The sequence below is a fragment of the Selenomonadales bacterium genome, assembly GCA_018335585.1.
In the GTDB taxonomy this organism is placed as follows: Bacteria; Bacillota; UBA994; order UBA994; family UBA994; genus UBA994.
In genome coordinates this window covers 15,437-31,500 of record JAGXRZ010000029.1, presented here as the reverse complement: position 1 = coordinate 31,500, position 16,064 = coordinate 15,437, and the positions used below count along the sequence as shown (strand labels likewise).

The following is a 16,064-nucleotide window of genomic DNA, read 5'->3' as shown; positions in this document are numbered from 1 at the left end:
AATGCCAGCGTTAGTGACTACCCAAATGTCATCCGCTTGCAGTGCGCTGTGGAAGTACTCCACTTGCTCGAACCTGACAAACCTCTCCCAGAATGACGGCCTGCTTTGTGGCCCCTGAGGCCTTCCAGACACACCGAATCCGTAAAGGACGGTCCCGTGCTCCAAGTTGGGGGACCCGAAACGTTGGTAAATAATGACTGATTGCATGTATGACTGTGCGGAATAGTTGGCACCCAAGAGGACGACAACCAGAGCCACGACAACAACGGCGGCTACTTTACGCCACTCAAACATTTTGCCCCCCTGTTTCTTCAACTAGGATATATGTGTCGGCACTAGACCAAGAGTTACTCCAAGAGTGTAAGAAGCTGCGCTTACATAGGCGTGGTTACATATTCTCCCTCCTTGAACTGATGCATGATGCACTTGCCTTCCCATGACAACACCCTTACCGAAAAGGGATGCACACCCCCTAACTTTGTCTTCATTAAAAAGACAAATAAGGCGAGGTGTTTGTGACAGGAAACTATAATTTTCTTAGAGAATCTTTTCTGAGTTAGCCATGCCGTAAGCGAGCTGGTAGCGTCATCGCGCAAATGCCTCTAATCGCTCCAAACCTACTACATAAAATCTCATCGCGAGTTCAACAGCTTGCATCAAGTATCACTTCCTCCCTAATCCCTCACCGGGCACTAGGTGAGCGGTTTGCGCGGCGGTGGAGGTGGGTCGAAATGCGGCGCGTGAACAAGAGCTTCCGACATTGCTTGTTGAGTTGGGCTACCATGGTTAGAGTGCAGACACATACCTACGACAGTGAGCACGAGCATGGCGACAAACAGTGACAGGACAGGCTTCTTCATGAAATCACCCTCCAACCCATTATAGCCATACCGTGGCTTTCTTGCCAATACTGTCACATGTCTATGATAGTAACCGTGTTACATACGCATCTCCCCATCTCGACTAAGCGAAACGGGGAGACGACGAAGACGTGAATGCTTTCAAGACCCGCGCCCTTCACACGGAGCCGTGTTCCGTGCGGGCGATAATCTCGTCCTGCAGGGCACGGCTTAGGTTGTGGAAGTAGTCGCTGTAGCCCGCCACGCGCACGATTAGCCCTTGGTGCTCTGCGGGATTCGCTTGCGCGGCGCGCAGAGTAGCGGCGTCGACGACGTTAAACTGGATGTGATGGCCATCGAGCCTAAAGTAGGCGCGCACAAGATGAGCAAGGCGCTCTAGCCCGGCCTGCCCCGCGAGAACGGAGGGCGAAAACTTCTGGTTAAGGAGCGTACCGCCGGTGCGGAGGTGATCCATTTTCGCGGCTGACTTAATTACGGCAGTCGGGCCTAGTCGGTCTGCTCCCTGCACGGGGGAAATACCCTCAGAAAGCGGCATACCCGCCTTACGCCCGTCCGGAGTTGCGCCCACTACCGAGCCAAAGTATACGTGGCAGGTGGTGGGCAGCATGTTTATGTGATACGTCGCGCCGCGCGGTGTAGGCCTCCCATCAACAGCAGCGTGGAACATGTTGAAAACAGCGCTCATACAGCTATCGGCGTAATCGTCGTCGTTGCCGTAGCGCGGCGTCTTGTTGGCGAGCAGTAGCCTAATGTGTTCATGTCCGGAGAAATTGTCCTGTAACGCACGTAAGAGCTCTGTCATGCTAAGCGACCGGCGCAAAAAGACATGCAGCTTAATCGCCGCCAGCATGTCCGCAATTGAACCGATGCCTACTCCCTGCAGGTAAGAAGTGTTGTAGCGCGCGCCACCGGCATTGTAGTCGCGGGCGTTTTTAATGCAATCGTCTATAACTAGGGATAGAAAGGGCGCAGGCATCTGTGTGGCGTATAGCTGTTCAATAACGTTACTGCCCTTGACCTTAATGTCTACGAAGTGGCGCAGTTGCTGCTCGAATGCAACCATAAGGCTTTCGTACGTGCCAAAGTCGCCTGGGCTCCCGGTCGCGAGGCCAATTTGCCGCCCGGTGCGGGGGTCCACCCCGTTATGCAGGGTGATTTCGAGCACCTTGACTAAGTTAAAGTAGCCGGTGAGGATATAGGCTTCTTTGCCAAAGGCCCCGGTCTCCACGCAGCCGCTGGTGCCACCCTCGCGGGCATCCGCGAGGGATTTGCCTTGCCCGAGCAGCTCTTGCACCACCGCATCGGCGTTAAAAATCGAGGGCTGGCCAAAGCCGGTGCGTATTATCTCCCCTGCTTTATGCAAGAACAAGTCGGGGTTCTTTTTGCTGACCTGAATATTGCTGCTTGGCTGCAGTAAGCGCATCTGTGCAATCACTTCTAGCAGCAGATAAGTGACTTCGTTGACGCCGTCGCTACCGTCAGCGGTTAGTCCACCTAGATTTATGTTGGCAAAATCTGTGTAGGTGCCGCTCTCCTGCAAGGTAATCCCTACCTTAGGGGGAGCGGGCTGGTTGTTAAACTTAACCCACAGACACTCGAGCAGCTCCTTGGCTGAGTCCCGCGTGAGCGTGCCGTCGGCTAAACCAAGCCGATAAAACGGCAGCAAGTGCTGGTCAAGGCGGCCGGGGCTAAAGGCATCCCAGGTGTTTAGCTCGGTGATGACACCGAGGTGCACGAACCAGTAGCTCTGCAGCGCTTCGTGGAAGTTGCGCGGCGCGCGCGCCGGCACATGCGAGCAGACCTCTGCCATGCGCAGTAGCTCTTGCCGGCGCGTGGGCTCCGCCTCAGCCTCTGCCAGTCCTCTCGCTAGCTCGGAATACCTTGCGGCAAAAGCAATAAGCGCGCGGGCGCAAATCGCCATAGCCTTAAGTTGCTCGGCTTTAGCGTAGGCCTGCATATCCGCGTGGTAATCGAGCGAGGTTAGGGCTGCCTCGATTTCCTGCAGATAGTCAAGGAATCCGCGCTCGACGATTTTTTTGTCGCCTACCGTGTGTCCCGGCGCCCTCTGTTCCATAAACTCGGTAAAGATGCCTGCCTGATAGGCGGCGTGCCACTGTGCATCCATGTGACTGAAGATGATATCTCGCAGGGAACGGCCTTCCCAGTAAGGGATTATGCAGTTTTCCTGCGTTTGCATGGCCGTTTCGTCAACTTGAAAGGAAATCTTCTCCCGCTCGTGCATTACGCGTAGGTCTGCGAGCGTGTGGCAACAGAGCTCAGGATAGGTCGGGGCTACTTGAGGCGCATCCCCTCTCTCACCCACAATCAGTTCGCCCGGGCCGATGGCAATAGCCTTTTGCTCTAAGACATGACGGAACGCAAGCGCGCGCAGCATGGGCGGCGAAACCTTGCCGGCATGATTTTGGTACACTTCGGTTACAAGCTTGGCTCGCTCTAGGCTAATCCTCGGGACGGCGGCTTCGCTCACTGCGCGCAACATGCGGACGCGCTCGGTCGTGCCGCGCATCGTTTCCTGCATCTCGCTCATCCTCCTACCGTGACGGTGATGTTAGGGTGAGACAGCTCTCTCACTGCTCCAATAAGCTCGGCATCTGTCGGGGGTCTAAGGTTGGCTAACTTGTGTGGTATCAGCATGCGTTCATACTTGCCGCAGGCAAAGGGATGGTAGGGCAGCAAGCTGACACGCGTTAAGTTGAGCTCGAGCGCAAGGGCACGAATCCTCCTCAGATGCTCCCATTCATCGTTTAGACCCACAATAAGGGGTACGCGCAAGATGATGTTCCCATGTAGGCGTGAGAGCGCGCGTAGGTTCTTCTGGATTAGCTCGTTCCCTGCACCGGTCAGTCGCAGATGTGCTTCGTTGTCCATGTGCTTGATGTCGTAGAGAAACAAGTCCGTGTGGGGCAGTATCTCGAGCAAAGCCTCCATTGGGGCAAAGCCTGACGTATCTACGGCTGTGTGCACCCCATTGGCTTTACACAGCGCCAGGAGAGTCGCCACGTAGGACGGATAGAGCAGCGGTTCGCCGCCTGAGATGGTCACCCCGCCACCGCTGGTTTCGTAGAACACCCTATCCTGTAAGATCTCGTTTAGGACTAGGTTTGCCTCTCTATACGCGCCTAGGACTTGCAGTGCCCCGCTCGGGCATGCTTGTTGGCATTGTCCGCAACAGAGACAACGTGTGCGGTTCTGCGCCACGCATGCGCCATCTAAGGTTATGACCGCGTTTGGACAAGCAACACGGCAAGAGCCGCAGCGCAAGCACTTCTTTGCATCAAACAAGAGCTCGGGTTGCGGCTTTTGGCTCTCGGGATTATGGCACCACAGGCATGCCAACGGACAACCTTTAAGGAACACAGTGGTGCGAATCCCCGGCCCGTCATGCAGAGAAAATCGCTGGATGTCTAGTATCAGCAAAACAAGATTCGCCTCCCGTGAAGCAAAAAGCTCCGTCCCTATTGCTTCCTAAACACCTTCTCTATGATGGTTAGGCCTTCCATCAGCTGACTGTCAGTAATTACTAGCGGGGGCGCGAAGCGAATAATGTTGCCGTGGGTCTGCTTGGCAAGCAGGCCTGCTTCTTTTAGTGCGACACAGACATCCCAAGCGGCAAAACCCTCTTGGAACACAACCGCGTTTAACAGCCCTTTCCCGCGCACTTCAACCACTTTTGGGCAGGGAATGGCCGACACAAAGCTGCGGAATATGTGTCCTAACCGTTCGGCATTTCTGTCAAGCTGTTCATCCAGAAGAATCTCAAGCGCAGCGATACCTACTGCCATGGCCAACGGGTAGCCCCCAAAGGTCGAGCCGTGAGAGCCAGGCGTAAAGACCTCCATAACGACTCTGTCGGCAACAACTGCGGAAACAGGAATCACGCCGCCACCTAACGCCTTGCCTAGAGCCATGACATGGGGTTTTACCCCTTCATGGTCGCAGGCAAACCTTCTACCCGTGCGACAGAAACCCGTCTGTATTTCATCGGCTATAAACAGGATATTATTAGCCTCGCAGAGCTCGTAGACCGCGCGCAGGTATCCGGGCGAGGGCACGTAGACGCCGGCTTCTCCCTGAATCGGCTCCAGTAACACAGCGCAAGTATTAGGCGTGATTGCCGTTTTAATAGCCTCGACATTGTCGTAGGGCACAATCTTAAACCCCGGCGTATATGGCCCGTAGTTGACGCGGGAATCTGGGTCAGTAGACATGGATACTATCGTAATGGTGCGCCCATGAAAGTTATTCTCGGCGACGATAATCTCCTGCTGCCCGTTGGGGATGCCCTTCCTCTCTACGCCCCAGCGACGAGCTAGCTTAAGCGCCGTTTCCACCGCCTCTGCGCCGGTGTTCATGGGCAGAGCCATCTCGTAGCCTGTGTAGTGACACAGCTTTTCTAGAAAAGGGCCCATCATGTCATTATGAAACGCGCGCGAAGTAAGGGTGCAGCGGTCAAGTTGGTCAGAAATCGCCTTCATCAGCTTCGGGTGCCTGTGGCCTTGGTTTACCGCGGAATACGCAGACAAAAAGTCGAAGTATTGCTTGCCCTCGGGATCCCTGACGATGACCCCCTCGGCCTCTGATATGACCACCGGCAGCGGGTGATAGTTGTGCGCCCCGTAACGTTCCGCTAATTCGATATAGTGTTGCGATTTCATGGTCTTCCCCCTTCGAATGTGTGATGCGTAATATTATACTCGCGATAGCATAACTATGCAACAGGATTCCGTGCAGGGAGTCGAGACAGGGACGAAGCTAAGAGCTACGTCCCTGTAATCTGTCCCCTTATATTCCAGTTGCTTCTTGTCGCACTCCTCCGTCCCTCGGAGACATCCCCTCTCCGCCACTCCTCCGTCCCCTATCCCACCTGCGTCGTAAGGAAGATGGGTAGGCCCATGTGGCCGATTTGGTCTTGTAATTCCTCGATGGCGTCGATATGTTTGTCCTCATCGGCTAAGATAGCCTCGAGTATTTCGCGGGTGGCAAAGTCACGCACTTCGCCCGCTAGGATAATAGCGGAATTATAGGCGTCAACTGCACCCATTTCAGCGGCGCGGTCGTTCGCTAGCTGCTTAGCAACGTCTGCTCCGATGTATATCTCCTTTAGCTCAGATACGATTGGCGTCCCTTCCAAGAAGAGAATGCGGGCGATTAGTTTTTCCGCGTGCTTCATTTCTTCGATCGCACGGCGCTCAATCTTGCTATGCAGCTTGTCGTATCCCCAGTTTGCGCACATCTCGGAGTGTACCATGTACTGGTTAATTGCGCTCAGTTCATCGGCTAACAGCGAGTTTAGAGCCTCGATGAGCTTCTCATTGCCCTTCATAAGACCATTCCTTTCGCGCCTTATTTGGCAGCTTGGCTGCCACTGTCATTATACTATAGTCTTGCCAAGGCGCAAACTCCCATGTCAGACGACGCGCAGTTCTGTGTCGGCAGCCAAAAACCCAAGCACCGCGCTCGTAAACTCGACCGGCTGCTCGTACATCGAGGCGTGGCCGCAGTTTTTGAGCACGACTTGCCTAGCTTGCGGCAGCCGCGCGAGGATGTCGGCTTGGTCGGCTAGTGGGGTAATGTAGTCGCAGTCCGAGGAAATAACAAGGGTGGGGGCGGCTATCTCGCCTAAGCGTCCCAAGAGGTTAAGCCCCTCGGTGCTCTTAAGGAGCCGCAGGAAGCTGTCGTAGACCTCCGGCGTGAAACGTTCCTGAAACACCTTCTCGCGCGCATGGAGCCATGCTACATTCGCGGCGTAAAAGCCGGGCGAGTAAATAAGCGGCATGCAGGTCTTAAAGAACTGCCGCGCGTCATACGAGCTCAAGGCGTAACTCCAAGCGTGACCAAGGTCTTCTAGCCAGGGATTAACGTAAGCCGTGGTGTTAGCTAGAATAAGGCGTTTAACTCTGTGTGGGTGCAGAAGTGCGAGCCTAAGCGCTACCTGCCCGCCGTAGGAAATGCCCAAGATGTTGCAGGATAACACGCCAAGGTGCTCGAGCAACGCGCAAGCCACGTCTGCCTGCAGCGCCTGCCCGTAGTCGCTGTTCATGCGCTCGGAGCGACCTTGATCCAAGAGGTCAACTAAAATGAGTCGATGCTGCCGGCTGAGCGAGGGTACGAAAGGCGCCCAACTCGCGCTGTTCATAAAAATACCGTTTAGGACAAGGAGAGGCTCCCCTTGCCCGTGCTGCTCGAAGTATATTTGCTTGCCGTTAAACTCAAACTGCATTGCTATCTCCCCGGCAGAAAGCCGCAAGCAACAGCTTCCTGCGTTAGTTCGGCGCGAAATGCCGGATGGGCAATGGCGATGAGGCGCTCCGCGCGCTCTTGCACAGTCGTACCGCGCAAGCTAGCCACGCCATACTCGGTCACCACATAGTCTACGTCGTTGCGCGAGAGAGAGACGATGGCTCCGGACTTTAGCGCAGGCACAATCTTACTGATTTCTTCTTTGGCCTTGGTAAGCGGGTTAGTGACAAGGGCAGTAGAGTACAAGGCAATAAACGACCGGCCGTTTTTGGCGCGCTGTGCCCCCACCGCCGTGTCTGTCTGCCCGCCGGTGCCGCTGTACTGCATGGGTCCGATTGACTCGGAGCAACACTGGCCAGTCAAATCAACTTCTAGCGTCGTGTTAATCGAAACTTGGTTGTCGTTTTGCCCGATAACCGCAGGGTCGTTGACGTAGCCCCCGTCAAGCACCCAGATGCTAGGATTATCGTCGACAAATTCATAGAGCTCCTGTGTGCCCAAGACAAAACAGCAGACGGCTTTACCGCGGTGAAGAGTTTTGTTGTCATTAGAGATGACGCCTTGCTTCATCAGCTGCATCATGCCGGTGGTAAACATTTCGGTGTGTATCCCTAAGCCTCGTTTGCTCCCGAGCGCCGCAGCCACGGCGTTAGGAATACCCCCAATACCTAGCTGTATACAGTCCCCGTCTTTAATGTGCTCGGCAACCAAACGCCCTATCGCCAGGTCCTTCGCATTAGGTGGGGTGTCAGGAATCTCAGGCAGCGCGTAATCGACGTGTAGCAAGTAATCGACATCATCGACATGCACCTCTAGGTCTCCGTGCGTGCGCGGCACACGCGGGTTTACCTCCAGCATCACCAGTTCGGCGGCCTCTAACATGCGCTTCTCGTAGACGTTGCTTGCGCCTAGTGACACAAACCCATGCTTATCGGGCATAGATGCGTTGCCTATGTAAATGTTAGGCCGCACGTGGGCGAGGCGCTTTCTCGCCGCTAAGTGCAAGTGGTTAGGGATAAAAGTAATGTTGCCGTTGGCATGTGCTTGGCGCATGGCCGCAGTATAGAACCACCCCGCCATAGAAAAGGACGACTTGTACCTGCTATCCGAAAAATAGGGCGAGCTCTGCATTGGCAAGCATGTCGTTACCGTAACATTAGCTACGCGGTCGGCAATGGTGTGCAGTAGTCCAAGGAAGGCGCGCGGCTCCGCTGCCGCTAATCCCACGACAATCGTGTCGCCGGACTTAACGTGCGAAAGCGCTGCCTCCAGGCTAATGACTTTGTCGCTAGACCAACTCATGCTATCCGCTCCCCTTCGCTAGCGCAAGAATGCCGAGATTCGCGACACGACTTCGCTTAAGTTGTCCGTAAAGGGCGAATGCCCTACATGAGGCAGCATAGCCAAAGTTGCCCGACTCCCTAGCTTCTCGGCCGTCTCCCTAGCCCACACAGGCGGCACTACGCGGTCGTTTTCGCCCTGAATTACCAGTACCGGTGCCTTAACCTGACTTAGGCGCCCCGTTCCCTCCGCCACGCCGTTATGAGTGTCGGTCATATTAAAGGTTATCAGCGCGTAGTCGACGTCCACAAGGTTGCGCTGCTTTAGCATAGCGCCGAGGTAGCGTTCGTACCGCTGTGGCTCCGGTTCAGCCTGATGGTAGATAAGCGCGTTCCAGACGGCGCGGAGGAGAGCCGTGTTCCCTGTGGCGTACGCCTGCAGGATAGGCAGCACTTGCACCGGATCAGCCGCGACTTCTTCGCGCGTGGTCAACCGCGCGGTGAGTATGGGCTGGCCGTTGGCATCCTTCTTAAACATTGGGTAGCCGTCCAACGCAACCGAGTTGACCAAGATGACGCCCTCCACTAAGTTCGGCGTAGCGGCAGCCAGTTCAAGCGCCACCCCGCCGCCGGTTGACCAGCCAAGCACGGTAAACCGCTCTAGCCCGAGCGCGGTAGCGGCATGCCCAATATCTTCCGCAAAACACCGCAGCGAAGTAATTGGCCTCGTGTAGCTTGAGTCGCCAAAGCCACGCAAGTCAAAGGCCACTAATCGGCAACTTGTCTCCATCTGCTCCATCAGCGTGTCAAAGAATATACTTCCGCTCATATTGCCGTGCAGAAGCACAAGCGTCCGCTCGCCCTGCCCTGCTTCGCGGTAAGCGATAGTCTCTCCGTTTGGCAATAGGACCGACTTAACGGGATAGTCCTTCACTTTATGGCCACCCCCTGTTATCTTCTGGTTACTCAATATCGCGGCACACCCTTATTCAGGGGATATGCCCCGGAAAATAAACTCGCGTAAGGTGTTAATCTCCCCGCTACCAGGCAACTTGCTTTCCCACAGCGGCCAGCGCATGCCCGTAAAAACACTGATGCCAATTAGGCAATAGGCCAACATTTCCGCATCCATTTGCTTTACTTGGCCCCGCGACTGCGCCGCCTGCAAGTGCCCTACATAGGCCTTGGCAAAGTTGCTGTAGTGCCAGCGGAATATCTCGTAGTCCACGAACTCTGCCTCGCGGATAATCGTGTAGAGGTGACGGTGTTCGAGGCAATAGCGGTAAAACGCTTGGATTCCTTCCACCTCGGCATCTTTACGGTCGGCAATACCCGCTACGGCCATCTGAATGTACTTGCGCAAATCGTGGTGAATGTAGAAAATTAGCTCGCGGAAGATGTCTTTCTTAGTACGGAAATAAAGGTAGAATGTGCCCATGCCAACTTCGGCTACTTGCGTAATCGCCGAAACAGAAGCGTCATGATACCCATTCTCGCCAATGACTTTTTCGGCGGCCTTAATTAGCTTGTCAAACGTCGCTTGTCCCCGTGTGGTTTTTGGCAACTGCACTCCGGCAGCACGGTCAGGATAACCGGCACTTGCGTTCATTCCTCATCACTCTTTCTGCAGACACTCTGGCGACCTCAGCTAGCGCCACTTCTCACAAGTGTTCGTTACAGCTGTGGTCGTTCCCTGCTCTAGAGTCCGAAGGCTTAATTGTCGGCTCCCCAACGCAAGATGGTCGCGCCCCAGGTGTAACCCGTCCCAGCGGCCATTAAAGCAACATAGTCTCCGTCCTTAAGCAGTCCGCGCCGAGAGGCCTCCCACAGAGCAATAATCTGGTCGGCAGCCTGTACGTGGCCGTAGTCTTCCAAGTAGAAGCTATTGTTTTCGCTTAAACCTAAAGCGGCGAGAATCTGCTGGTGCATAGAGCGTTTGAAGTGCACGGGGGCCAAGAAGCTGAGGTCGCGCGTGCTCTTGCCACTCTTTTCTAGCGCGCGCTCTACCACCGTGACAAAGTTTTTAAAGGATATGGGGTCTAAATGCTCCTTCATCTCTTCCGGGTCGATGACCTCAATTAACCCGGCCTGCGGCGGGAAAGGGTGTCCGCCCAGCGGATTAACCGAGCCGCCTTCTAAGACCTTGACGTGTTTATGAAAGAACCCCGCGGTAATGTGGTGGGACTCTAACACCAGATTCTCGTGCCAACCCCTGCGCAACAATACTGCGGCGCCGCCGTCGCCAAAGTTAAACATAAAGCGCACGCGTGGGTTCGTGTAGTCAAGCAATGATGACTCTTTAGTCCCCACCACCAAAAGTACGTTTTCCATATCTGCGTCAGCCAACATCATGCCCTTAACCATGCGCAAGGCCACGGTAAACCCGGCACACAGCGACATAATCTCAGTGGCAAAAGCCTGATGTGCCCCCAGTTCGTATTGTAGCTGCGAGGCCACCGACCACACGGGATAATCCTTGTACGAACTGCCGAAATACACAACGGCATTGAGCGCAGCCGGGTCAAACCCCTGTAGCGCCATTTTTGCGGCAGCTAGAGCCATATGTGAGACGTGTTCATCTTGACGTGCCACGTGTTTTTGCCTAAGGCCCAGTTTCTCGGCCACAACTTCGGCAGGGATACCGGTCTTGGCCGCAATGTCCTGACTAGTTTCAACTTGGGCCGGCACGTATACCCCTAAGCCGGCAATGCCCACTCTTTGTGCGTGTGTTCTCGTCACCTTCTGTTCACCTGCCTCTGCTATTTCCACTTCGCGCTTGGCCTGACAACGACAGCTGCCGCGCGCGCCAACGCTCCAGACTCGCCTTAAAGCGCAGGTAGGCCCCAACCATACCTAGCGGCATATATAACACCACCAACACATAGATGGCACCAAAGAAAATTTGCCAACGGGCGAAGATTTCGCTGATGCCGCGCAGCTCTAGCAGGTAGCTCTGGACAAGCTGCACGAAGGCCGTGCCGACGATTGCGCCGTACAGCGTACCGGTGCCGCCGACAATGGTAAAGAGCAGCGCATTTAAGGTGTTTTGTACGCTGAGCAAGTCGGTATTAGCAAAGCGCGTCAACAGGGCAAACATAAAGCCGGCCGATGACGCAGCTAAAGCTGCCGTAACTAAAGCCAGTAGTTTGTATTTCCTGACATCGTAGCCTAGGAACCGCGCCCGCTGCTCGTTGTCGCGAATAGCCTGCAATACGCGTCCGGTAGGCGAGTTGACGAACTGCCGCAGCAACAAGGTCATCACTACGAGAAACACCAAGGCGTAGTAATACATCATCACGCGGTCGCGAAACATCGGCGGCACCATAAACGTCAAGCCGTCGGCTCCCTGCGTAAACTGGCGGAAGGTTTCGGCGGTGTGGCGAACTATCTCACCAAAGGCTAGGGTTATCATGGCGCAAGCCAAGACCCCGCCTGCGCCCGTATTGCGAAAGGCAAACTGGCCCATGATTATGGCTAACAACACAGCAAACGCCCAGGCCACAAGCAGTGCGGCCAGCATAGCAGAGGCGCTAGTTCCTACCTGCGTAAACATAATGCCGGCCATGTAGGTTCCGCCACCAAAGAACGCGGCATGCCCGAGGTTTATTATCCCGGTGTAGCCCCTGAGAATGTCATAGCTCATGCCAAATACGGCCAAGATAAAGATTCTTCCGACTAGCTCCCGCGTCATAACGCCGGTTACGTGCGGGAAGAGCAAAAGTGCGCCTATCGCTAAGGCTAGGAGCGCCCACAGATAACGTTTATCCATTATTTCCTCACCGCCAATCCAAAGAGGCCTTCCGGCTTGAGCGACAAGACCACAACCATAATCAACAGAGTGGAATACACAGTGAGAGGCGGGAAGAACCAAGCAGTAAACGCACTGGTGAGGCCAATTAAGACGCTCCCAACCGCCGAGCCGTAGAAGGACCCCATGCCGCCTAGTATCACCACGATAAAGGCAAGTATCTGGTTGTCGATGCCCATGCCAGACCAAACGCTCCCGACTAACGGCGCATACAGCGCTCCGCCTAGGGCCGCAAGCCCGGCACCACCGGCGAAAACTGCGGCAAAGTACAGCTTAATGTTTATTCCTAATGCCTGCACCATCTCCGGCGACTGAATGCCCGCCCGCATCACCATGCCGATGCGCGTTTTGTTAATGAGGTAGTTGATGCCGACAGCCACGAGCAGGCCGACAGCGATAAGAAAGACGCGATAGCGTGCGATAATCACTTGGCCGAACACCCAGGTGCCGTCAAGCAAGGGCGGCCTAACCATAGGGATAGGGTTCGGCCCCCACAAGAGACGCACCACGTCGGTAAAGATGATCATCAGGCCAAGGGTAATAAGGATCTGGCTTGTGACTTTGCCGTAGACGGGCTTCACAAAGAGACGTTCGAAGACAGCCCCCATTATTAGCCCTGTCGCTAACGCGGCGAGTAGCGCTAAAGGGAAGCTCTCTGTCAGGCGATACACCCAAATGCTCATGTATCCTCCCCAGATAAACAGCGTGCCATGGGCAAAGTTTACTACTCCGACCAACCCGAGGATGATGGAAAGCCCCGCGGCCATTAAGAAGATTAATGCCCCCTCAGCTAGCCCATTAACCAAGAGCATGATGAAAATGTGCATGTTCTCATCTCCTTTTAGGCTTCTCTAAGTCGGCATTAGCCCTAAGTGCATTTGCTGCAGGGCTGTGTCGTTAATTAAGTCATCGATGGAGCCGTGCTGAACACTGCGTCCGTCATTAAGAATGTAGTAACGGTCGCCTACCGCACAGGCAAGGGCGAAGTTTTGTTCGACGAGGACGATGGTGCTCTTGTGCTTAAGGCTCTGCAACACCCTCCCAATGCGCTCCACAACGATTGGCGCCAGCCCTTTGCTTGGCTCGTCTATTAGCAGAATTTTGTTCTCGTTAAGGAGTGCGCGCGCAATCGAGAGCATTTGCCTTTGCCCGCCGCTAAGTGTCATCGCCAGTCGCTTAAAGGCAATGCGGAGGTCGGGGAAAATCTCAAGCACTTCTTCGTGCCGCGCGAGAGTTGCCTTATCGCGTTTGCGCATGGCGAGGGAGAGGTTTTCTTCCACGGTAAGCAGGTCGAACACGCCATAATCTTCCGGAACATAGCCTATCCCTTGGCCAATAGCGAGGTGCGGCGGCATGTTCACAAGTGAGACTCCGTCTAGCGAAATTTCGCCTTTGGAGGGTGGGACTTGCCCGACGATTGAGCGCAAGGTAGTAGTCTTGCCGGCGCCGTTGCGCCCGAGGATTACTACCACTTCGCCGGGGTAAACCTCAAGCGATACGCCCTGCAAAATGTGAAACGGCCCGATAAACGACGAAATTGCATCGACCTTAAGCAGTGGCTTCACGCCTGATCCCTCCCCCTAGATAGGCTTTAAGGACGTCCGGGTTTTTGGCCACTTCGGCCGGAGTCCCCGCGGTGAGGAGCGCTCCGTTGACTAACACTAACACGCGGTCCGATAGCTTCGTCACGAGGTCCATCTTGTGCTCAATTAACACAATGGTGTTGCCCCCTTGCGCTTTGGCGCGGGTTAAGAGCTCAAGCATGACCGGCACTTCTTCGAGCGCCATCCCGGCTGTCGGTTCGTCCAAGAGAAGCAGCTCTGGCTGCATGGCTAGGACCATGGCCAGTTCTAGTTTGCGTTGCTCGCCATGTGAGAGGCGGGCAGCCGGCAGATAGCCCTTCTCAAGCAGGAGGACTTCGGCCAGAATCTTCTCGGCCTCCTCTATAAGCCTTGGAAAGCGCTTGAATGATGTCAGCGGGCGGTATCCCACCCGCTCGCGCGCCTGCAGGACCAAGCGCACGTTCTCATGCACGGTAAGTGTGGGGAAAACGTTCGTAAGTTGAAAGGAACGGCCTATCCCCAGTGCGACGCGTTGCATAGGGGACAGACCTGTAATGTCTGTCCCCTTAAAGAATATTCTTCCAGACGTGGGCTGCAACAAACCGCTCAGCAAGTTAAAGAACGTGGTCTTGCCGGCACCGTTGGGCCCGATGATGGCCGTAAAGGTGTTTGGAGCAATGGTAAGGCTAAGGTCGTCAACCGCCCTGTGCCCGCCAAAGTTGATGGTAAGATTTTGGGTCTTGATGAGAGCGTTTGACATATTAGCCACCTCCACCGAAATTGAGCCTAGCGCGGCGCTCCTGCCGGAACGGTTACCGGCGGCGCTAGCCTTTCCGCAGAAATGACGCGGACGAGCTGTGGCACCGGGTGGTCGACGCCGGGAACGGCCGTGAGCGTAATTTCAAACAACGGCTGCATAGCTTGGTGGTCTTCGGAGCGGAACCAGCGTTGTCCGGTTGGTGAGTCAAACTGCATGCCGCGCAGAGTCTGAATGAGCACTTCGCTGTCGGTGTTGCCTTCTGTCTTGCGCAGAGCGGTAATTACGGCCGCAGCGTTGGCCATACCGCCGGACGTGAAGATGTCGGGGGGCGAGCCAAAGCGCTGTTGATGTGTCTTAATCAGCCAGTCGTTCATGGCGTTTGTCGGGGGAACGGTGTGGTAGTACACTGTGAAGCCGGTCATGCCGACCATATCGTTCATAAGGCGCAGAGCGGCAATTTCCGGTGCGCCGGTGACTATGTTGATGCCCTTACCGCGCACGTCTAGTTCCATCAGCTGACGCCACGGGTTGTTAGCACCTGCCCAGATAACAAACAGGTAGTCGGGGTCTGCGGCAATGAGGCGCAGGATATGTGGTGTAAAGTCTGTAGTAGCGGCAGGAGCGAACTCTTGTGCTACCACGGTCGCACCGCGTGCTAATGCTTGCGGCACAAATGGCGTAACCCCGGCGCGGCCGAAGGCGGTATCGGGAGCCAGTGTCGCAATCTTTACGCCTGGTTTGGCTACGATGTCGGCCATGGCAATGGCATCCTGTGCGGTGTTGCGGCCGGTGCGAAACACGTAGCGGTTCCAGAACTGGCCGGTAATAACGTCGGCTGCGGCAGGCTCAACAATGATTACACGCTTAAACTCCTGGGCTACCGGCAATACGGCAATGGCATCGGCCGAGGATGTAACGCCAACCAGGAGATCTACTTTGTCTTGGTCAAGGAGCTTAATGGCGCGCTCTCTGGCTACCGCAGGGACGGTGGTCGTATCTTCCCAAATTACTTCGATTTTGCGGCCGGCAACTTCCATTTTGCCCTCGGTCATAAACTCGAGGCCAAGTTCAAAGCCGCGCCTAAACTGCGTGCCGTAATCCTGCAGCACGCCGCTTAGCGAAGCCAAGGCGCCGATTTTAATGGGCGGCTGCTCGGGACGCGCGGCGGGTCTACAGCCTGTAAAGACCAGGGTAACAAGCAGAACCAGTACCAGGGTAACGCCGAATAGTTTTCTTTTCATGGTTTCCCTCCTTAATAATAGTGAGATAGCGCCACGACGACAGAGAAACTAACACATCGCCTCCCTTTCTACGGCTGGTCCATTAATATATGAGCCCACAACGCGAAATATAACACATGAATCAGCTCTCAGGTTTGCTAGATTGATTCTATCATTACGCAAGTATTCGCGCAAGTATGGCATGACGGAAATTTTCGGCCTGCTCGTCCGAGACTGCACGCATTGGCGCGTCCTCAATGAAGCAAAAGGGACGGAGCTTTTTGCTTCGCATTGGCGACCTGCTCGTCCGAGA

General features: G+C 55.1%; 16 protein-coding genes. All 16 read right to left on the bottom strand.

Translation table 11 applies throughout. The features are described from left to right. Nucleotides 1–294: hypothetical protein (locus tag KGZ66_05520; protein MBS3985043.1), on the bottom strand; the 294-nt coding region annotated here is incomplete at its 3' end. Nucleotides 295–692: 398 nt separating this feature from the next. Further along, nucleotides 693–860, bottom strand: a complete 168-nt coding sequence (locus tag KGZ66_05515) for a hypothetical protein (protein MBS3985042.1) — start codon at nt 858–860, stop codon at nt 693–695. Nucleotides 861–1,017: 157 nt separating this feature from the next. Then, complete coding sequence (locus tag KGZ66_05510; protein MBS3985041.1) at nt 1,018–3,387, bottom strand: glycyl radical protein; 2,370 nt, start codon at nt 3,385–3,387, stop codon at nt 1,018–1,020. 17 nt (nt 3,388–3,404) lie between these two features. After that, nucleotides 3,405–4,298, bottom strand: coding sequence for a glycyl-radical enzyme activating protein (locus KGZ66_05505; protein MBS3985040.1), 894 nt, complete (start codon nt 4,296–4,298; stop codon nt 3,405–3,407). Between the two features lie 38 nt (nt 4,299–4,336). Further along, nucleotides 4,337–5,536, bottom strand: a complete 1,200-nt coding sequence (gene rocD / locus KGZ66_05500; protein MBS3985039.1) for an ornithine--oxo-acid transaminase — start codon at nt 5,534–5,536, stop codon at nt 4,337–4,339. 200 nt (nt 5,537–5,736) lie between these two features. Next, a complete protein-coding gene (gene bfr, locus KGZ66_05495) occupies nt 5,737–6,204 on the bottom strand; it encodes a bacterioferritin (protein ID MBS3985038.1) in 468 nt (155 codons plus the stop codon). A gap of 84 nt (nt 6,205–6,288) precedes the next feature. Then, nucleotides 6,289–7,101 carry an alpha/beta hydrolase gene (locus tag KGZ66_05490; GenBank protein MBS3985037.1) on the bottom strand — a complete coding sequence of 271 codons (813 nt, stop codon included), beginning with the start codon at nt 7,099–7,101 and terminating at the stop codon, nt 6,289–6,291. 2 nt (nt 7,102–7,103) lie between these two features. Further along, the gene (locus KGZ66_05485; GenBank protein MBS3985036.1) at nt 7,104–8,423 is read right to left on the bottom strand and encodes an acetyl-CoA hydrolase/transferase family protein; all 1,320 of its coding nucleotides are present in this window, start codon (nt 8,421–8,423) and stop codon (nt 7,104–7,106) included. 18 nt (nt 8,424–8,441) lie between these two features. Next, nucleotides 8,442–9,335, bottom strand: a complete 894-nt coding sequence (locus KGZ66_05480; protein MBS3985035.1) for an alpha/beta hydrolase — start codon at nt 9,333–9,335, stop codon at nt 8,442–8,444. Nucleotides 9,336–9,386: 51 nt separating this feature from the next. Further along, the gene (locus KGZ66_05475; protein MBS3985034.1) at nt 9,387–10,010 is read right to left on the bottom strand and encodes a TetR/AcrR family transcriptional regulator; all 624 of its coding nucleotides are present in this window, start codon (nt 10,008–10,010) and stop codon (nt 9,387–9,389) included. Nucleotides 10,011–10,114: 104 nt separating this feature from the next. Further along, nucleotides 10,115–11,140: a 3-oxoacyl-ACP synthase gene (locus KGZ66_05470; GenBank protein MBS3985033.1), complete on the bottom strand. Its 1,026-nt coding sequence runs from the start codon at nt 11,138–11,140 to the stop codon at nt 10,115–10,117. A 7-nt stretch (nt 11,141–11,147) separates the two neighbouring features. Then, nucleotides 11,148–12,170 carry a branched-chain amino acid ABC transporter permease gene (locus KGZ66_05465; GenBank protein ID MBS3985032.1) on the bottom strand — a complete coding sequence of 341 codons (1,023 nt, stop codon included), beginning with the start codon at nt 12,168–12,170 and terminating at the stop codon, nt 11,148–11,150. Continuing rightward, a complete protein-coding gene (locus KGZ66_05460) occupies nt 12,170–13,036 on the bottom strand; it encodes a branched-chain amino acid ABC transporter permease (GenBank protein MBS3985031.1) in 867 nt (288 codons plus the stop codon). The genes KGZ66_05465 and KGZ66_05460 overlap by 1 nt, the downstream gene beginning before the upstream one ends. A 24-nt stretch (nt 13,037–13,060) precedes the next feature. After that, nucleotides 13,061–13,774, bottom strand: a complete 714-nt coding sequence (locus KGZ66_05455; protein MBS3985030.1) for an ABC transporter ATP-binding protein — start codon at nt 13,772–13,774, stop codon at nt 13,061–13,063. Next, nucleotides 13,758–14,531, bottom strand: coding sequence for an ABC transporter ATP-binding protein (locus KGZ66_05450; protein MBS3985029.1), 774 nt, complete (start codon nt 14,529–14,531; stop codon nt 13,758–13,760). Before KGZ66_05450 ends, KGZ66_05455 begins: the two co-directional genes overlap by 17 nt. Before the next feature lie 26 nt (nt 14,532–14,557). Further along, complete coding sequence (locus tag KGZ66_05445) at nt 14,558–15,772, bottom strand: substrate-binding domain-containing protein (protein MBS3985028.1); 1,215 nt, start codon at nt 15,770–15,772, stop codon at nt 14,558–14,560. Nucleotides 15,773–16,064: the final 292 nt, after the last annotated feature.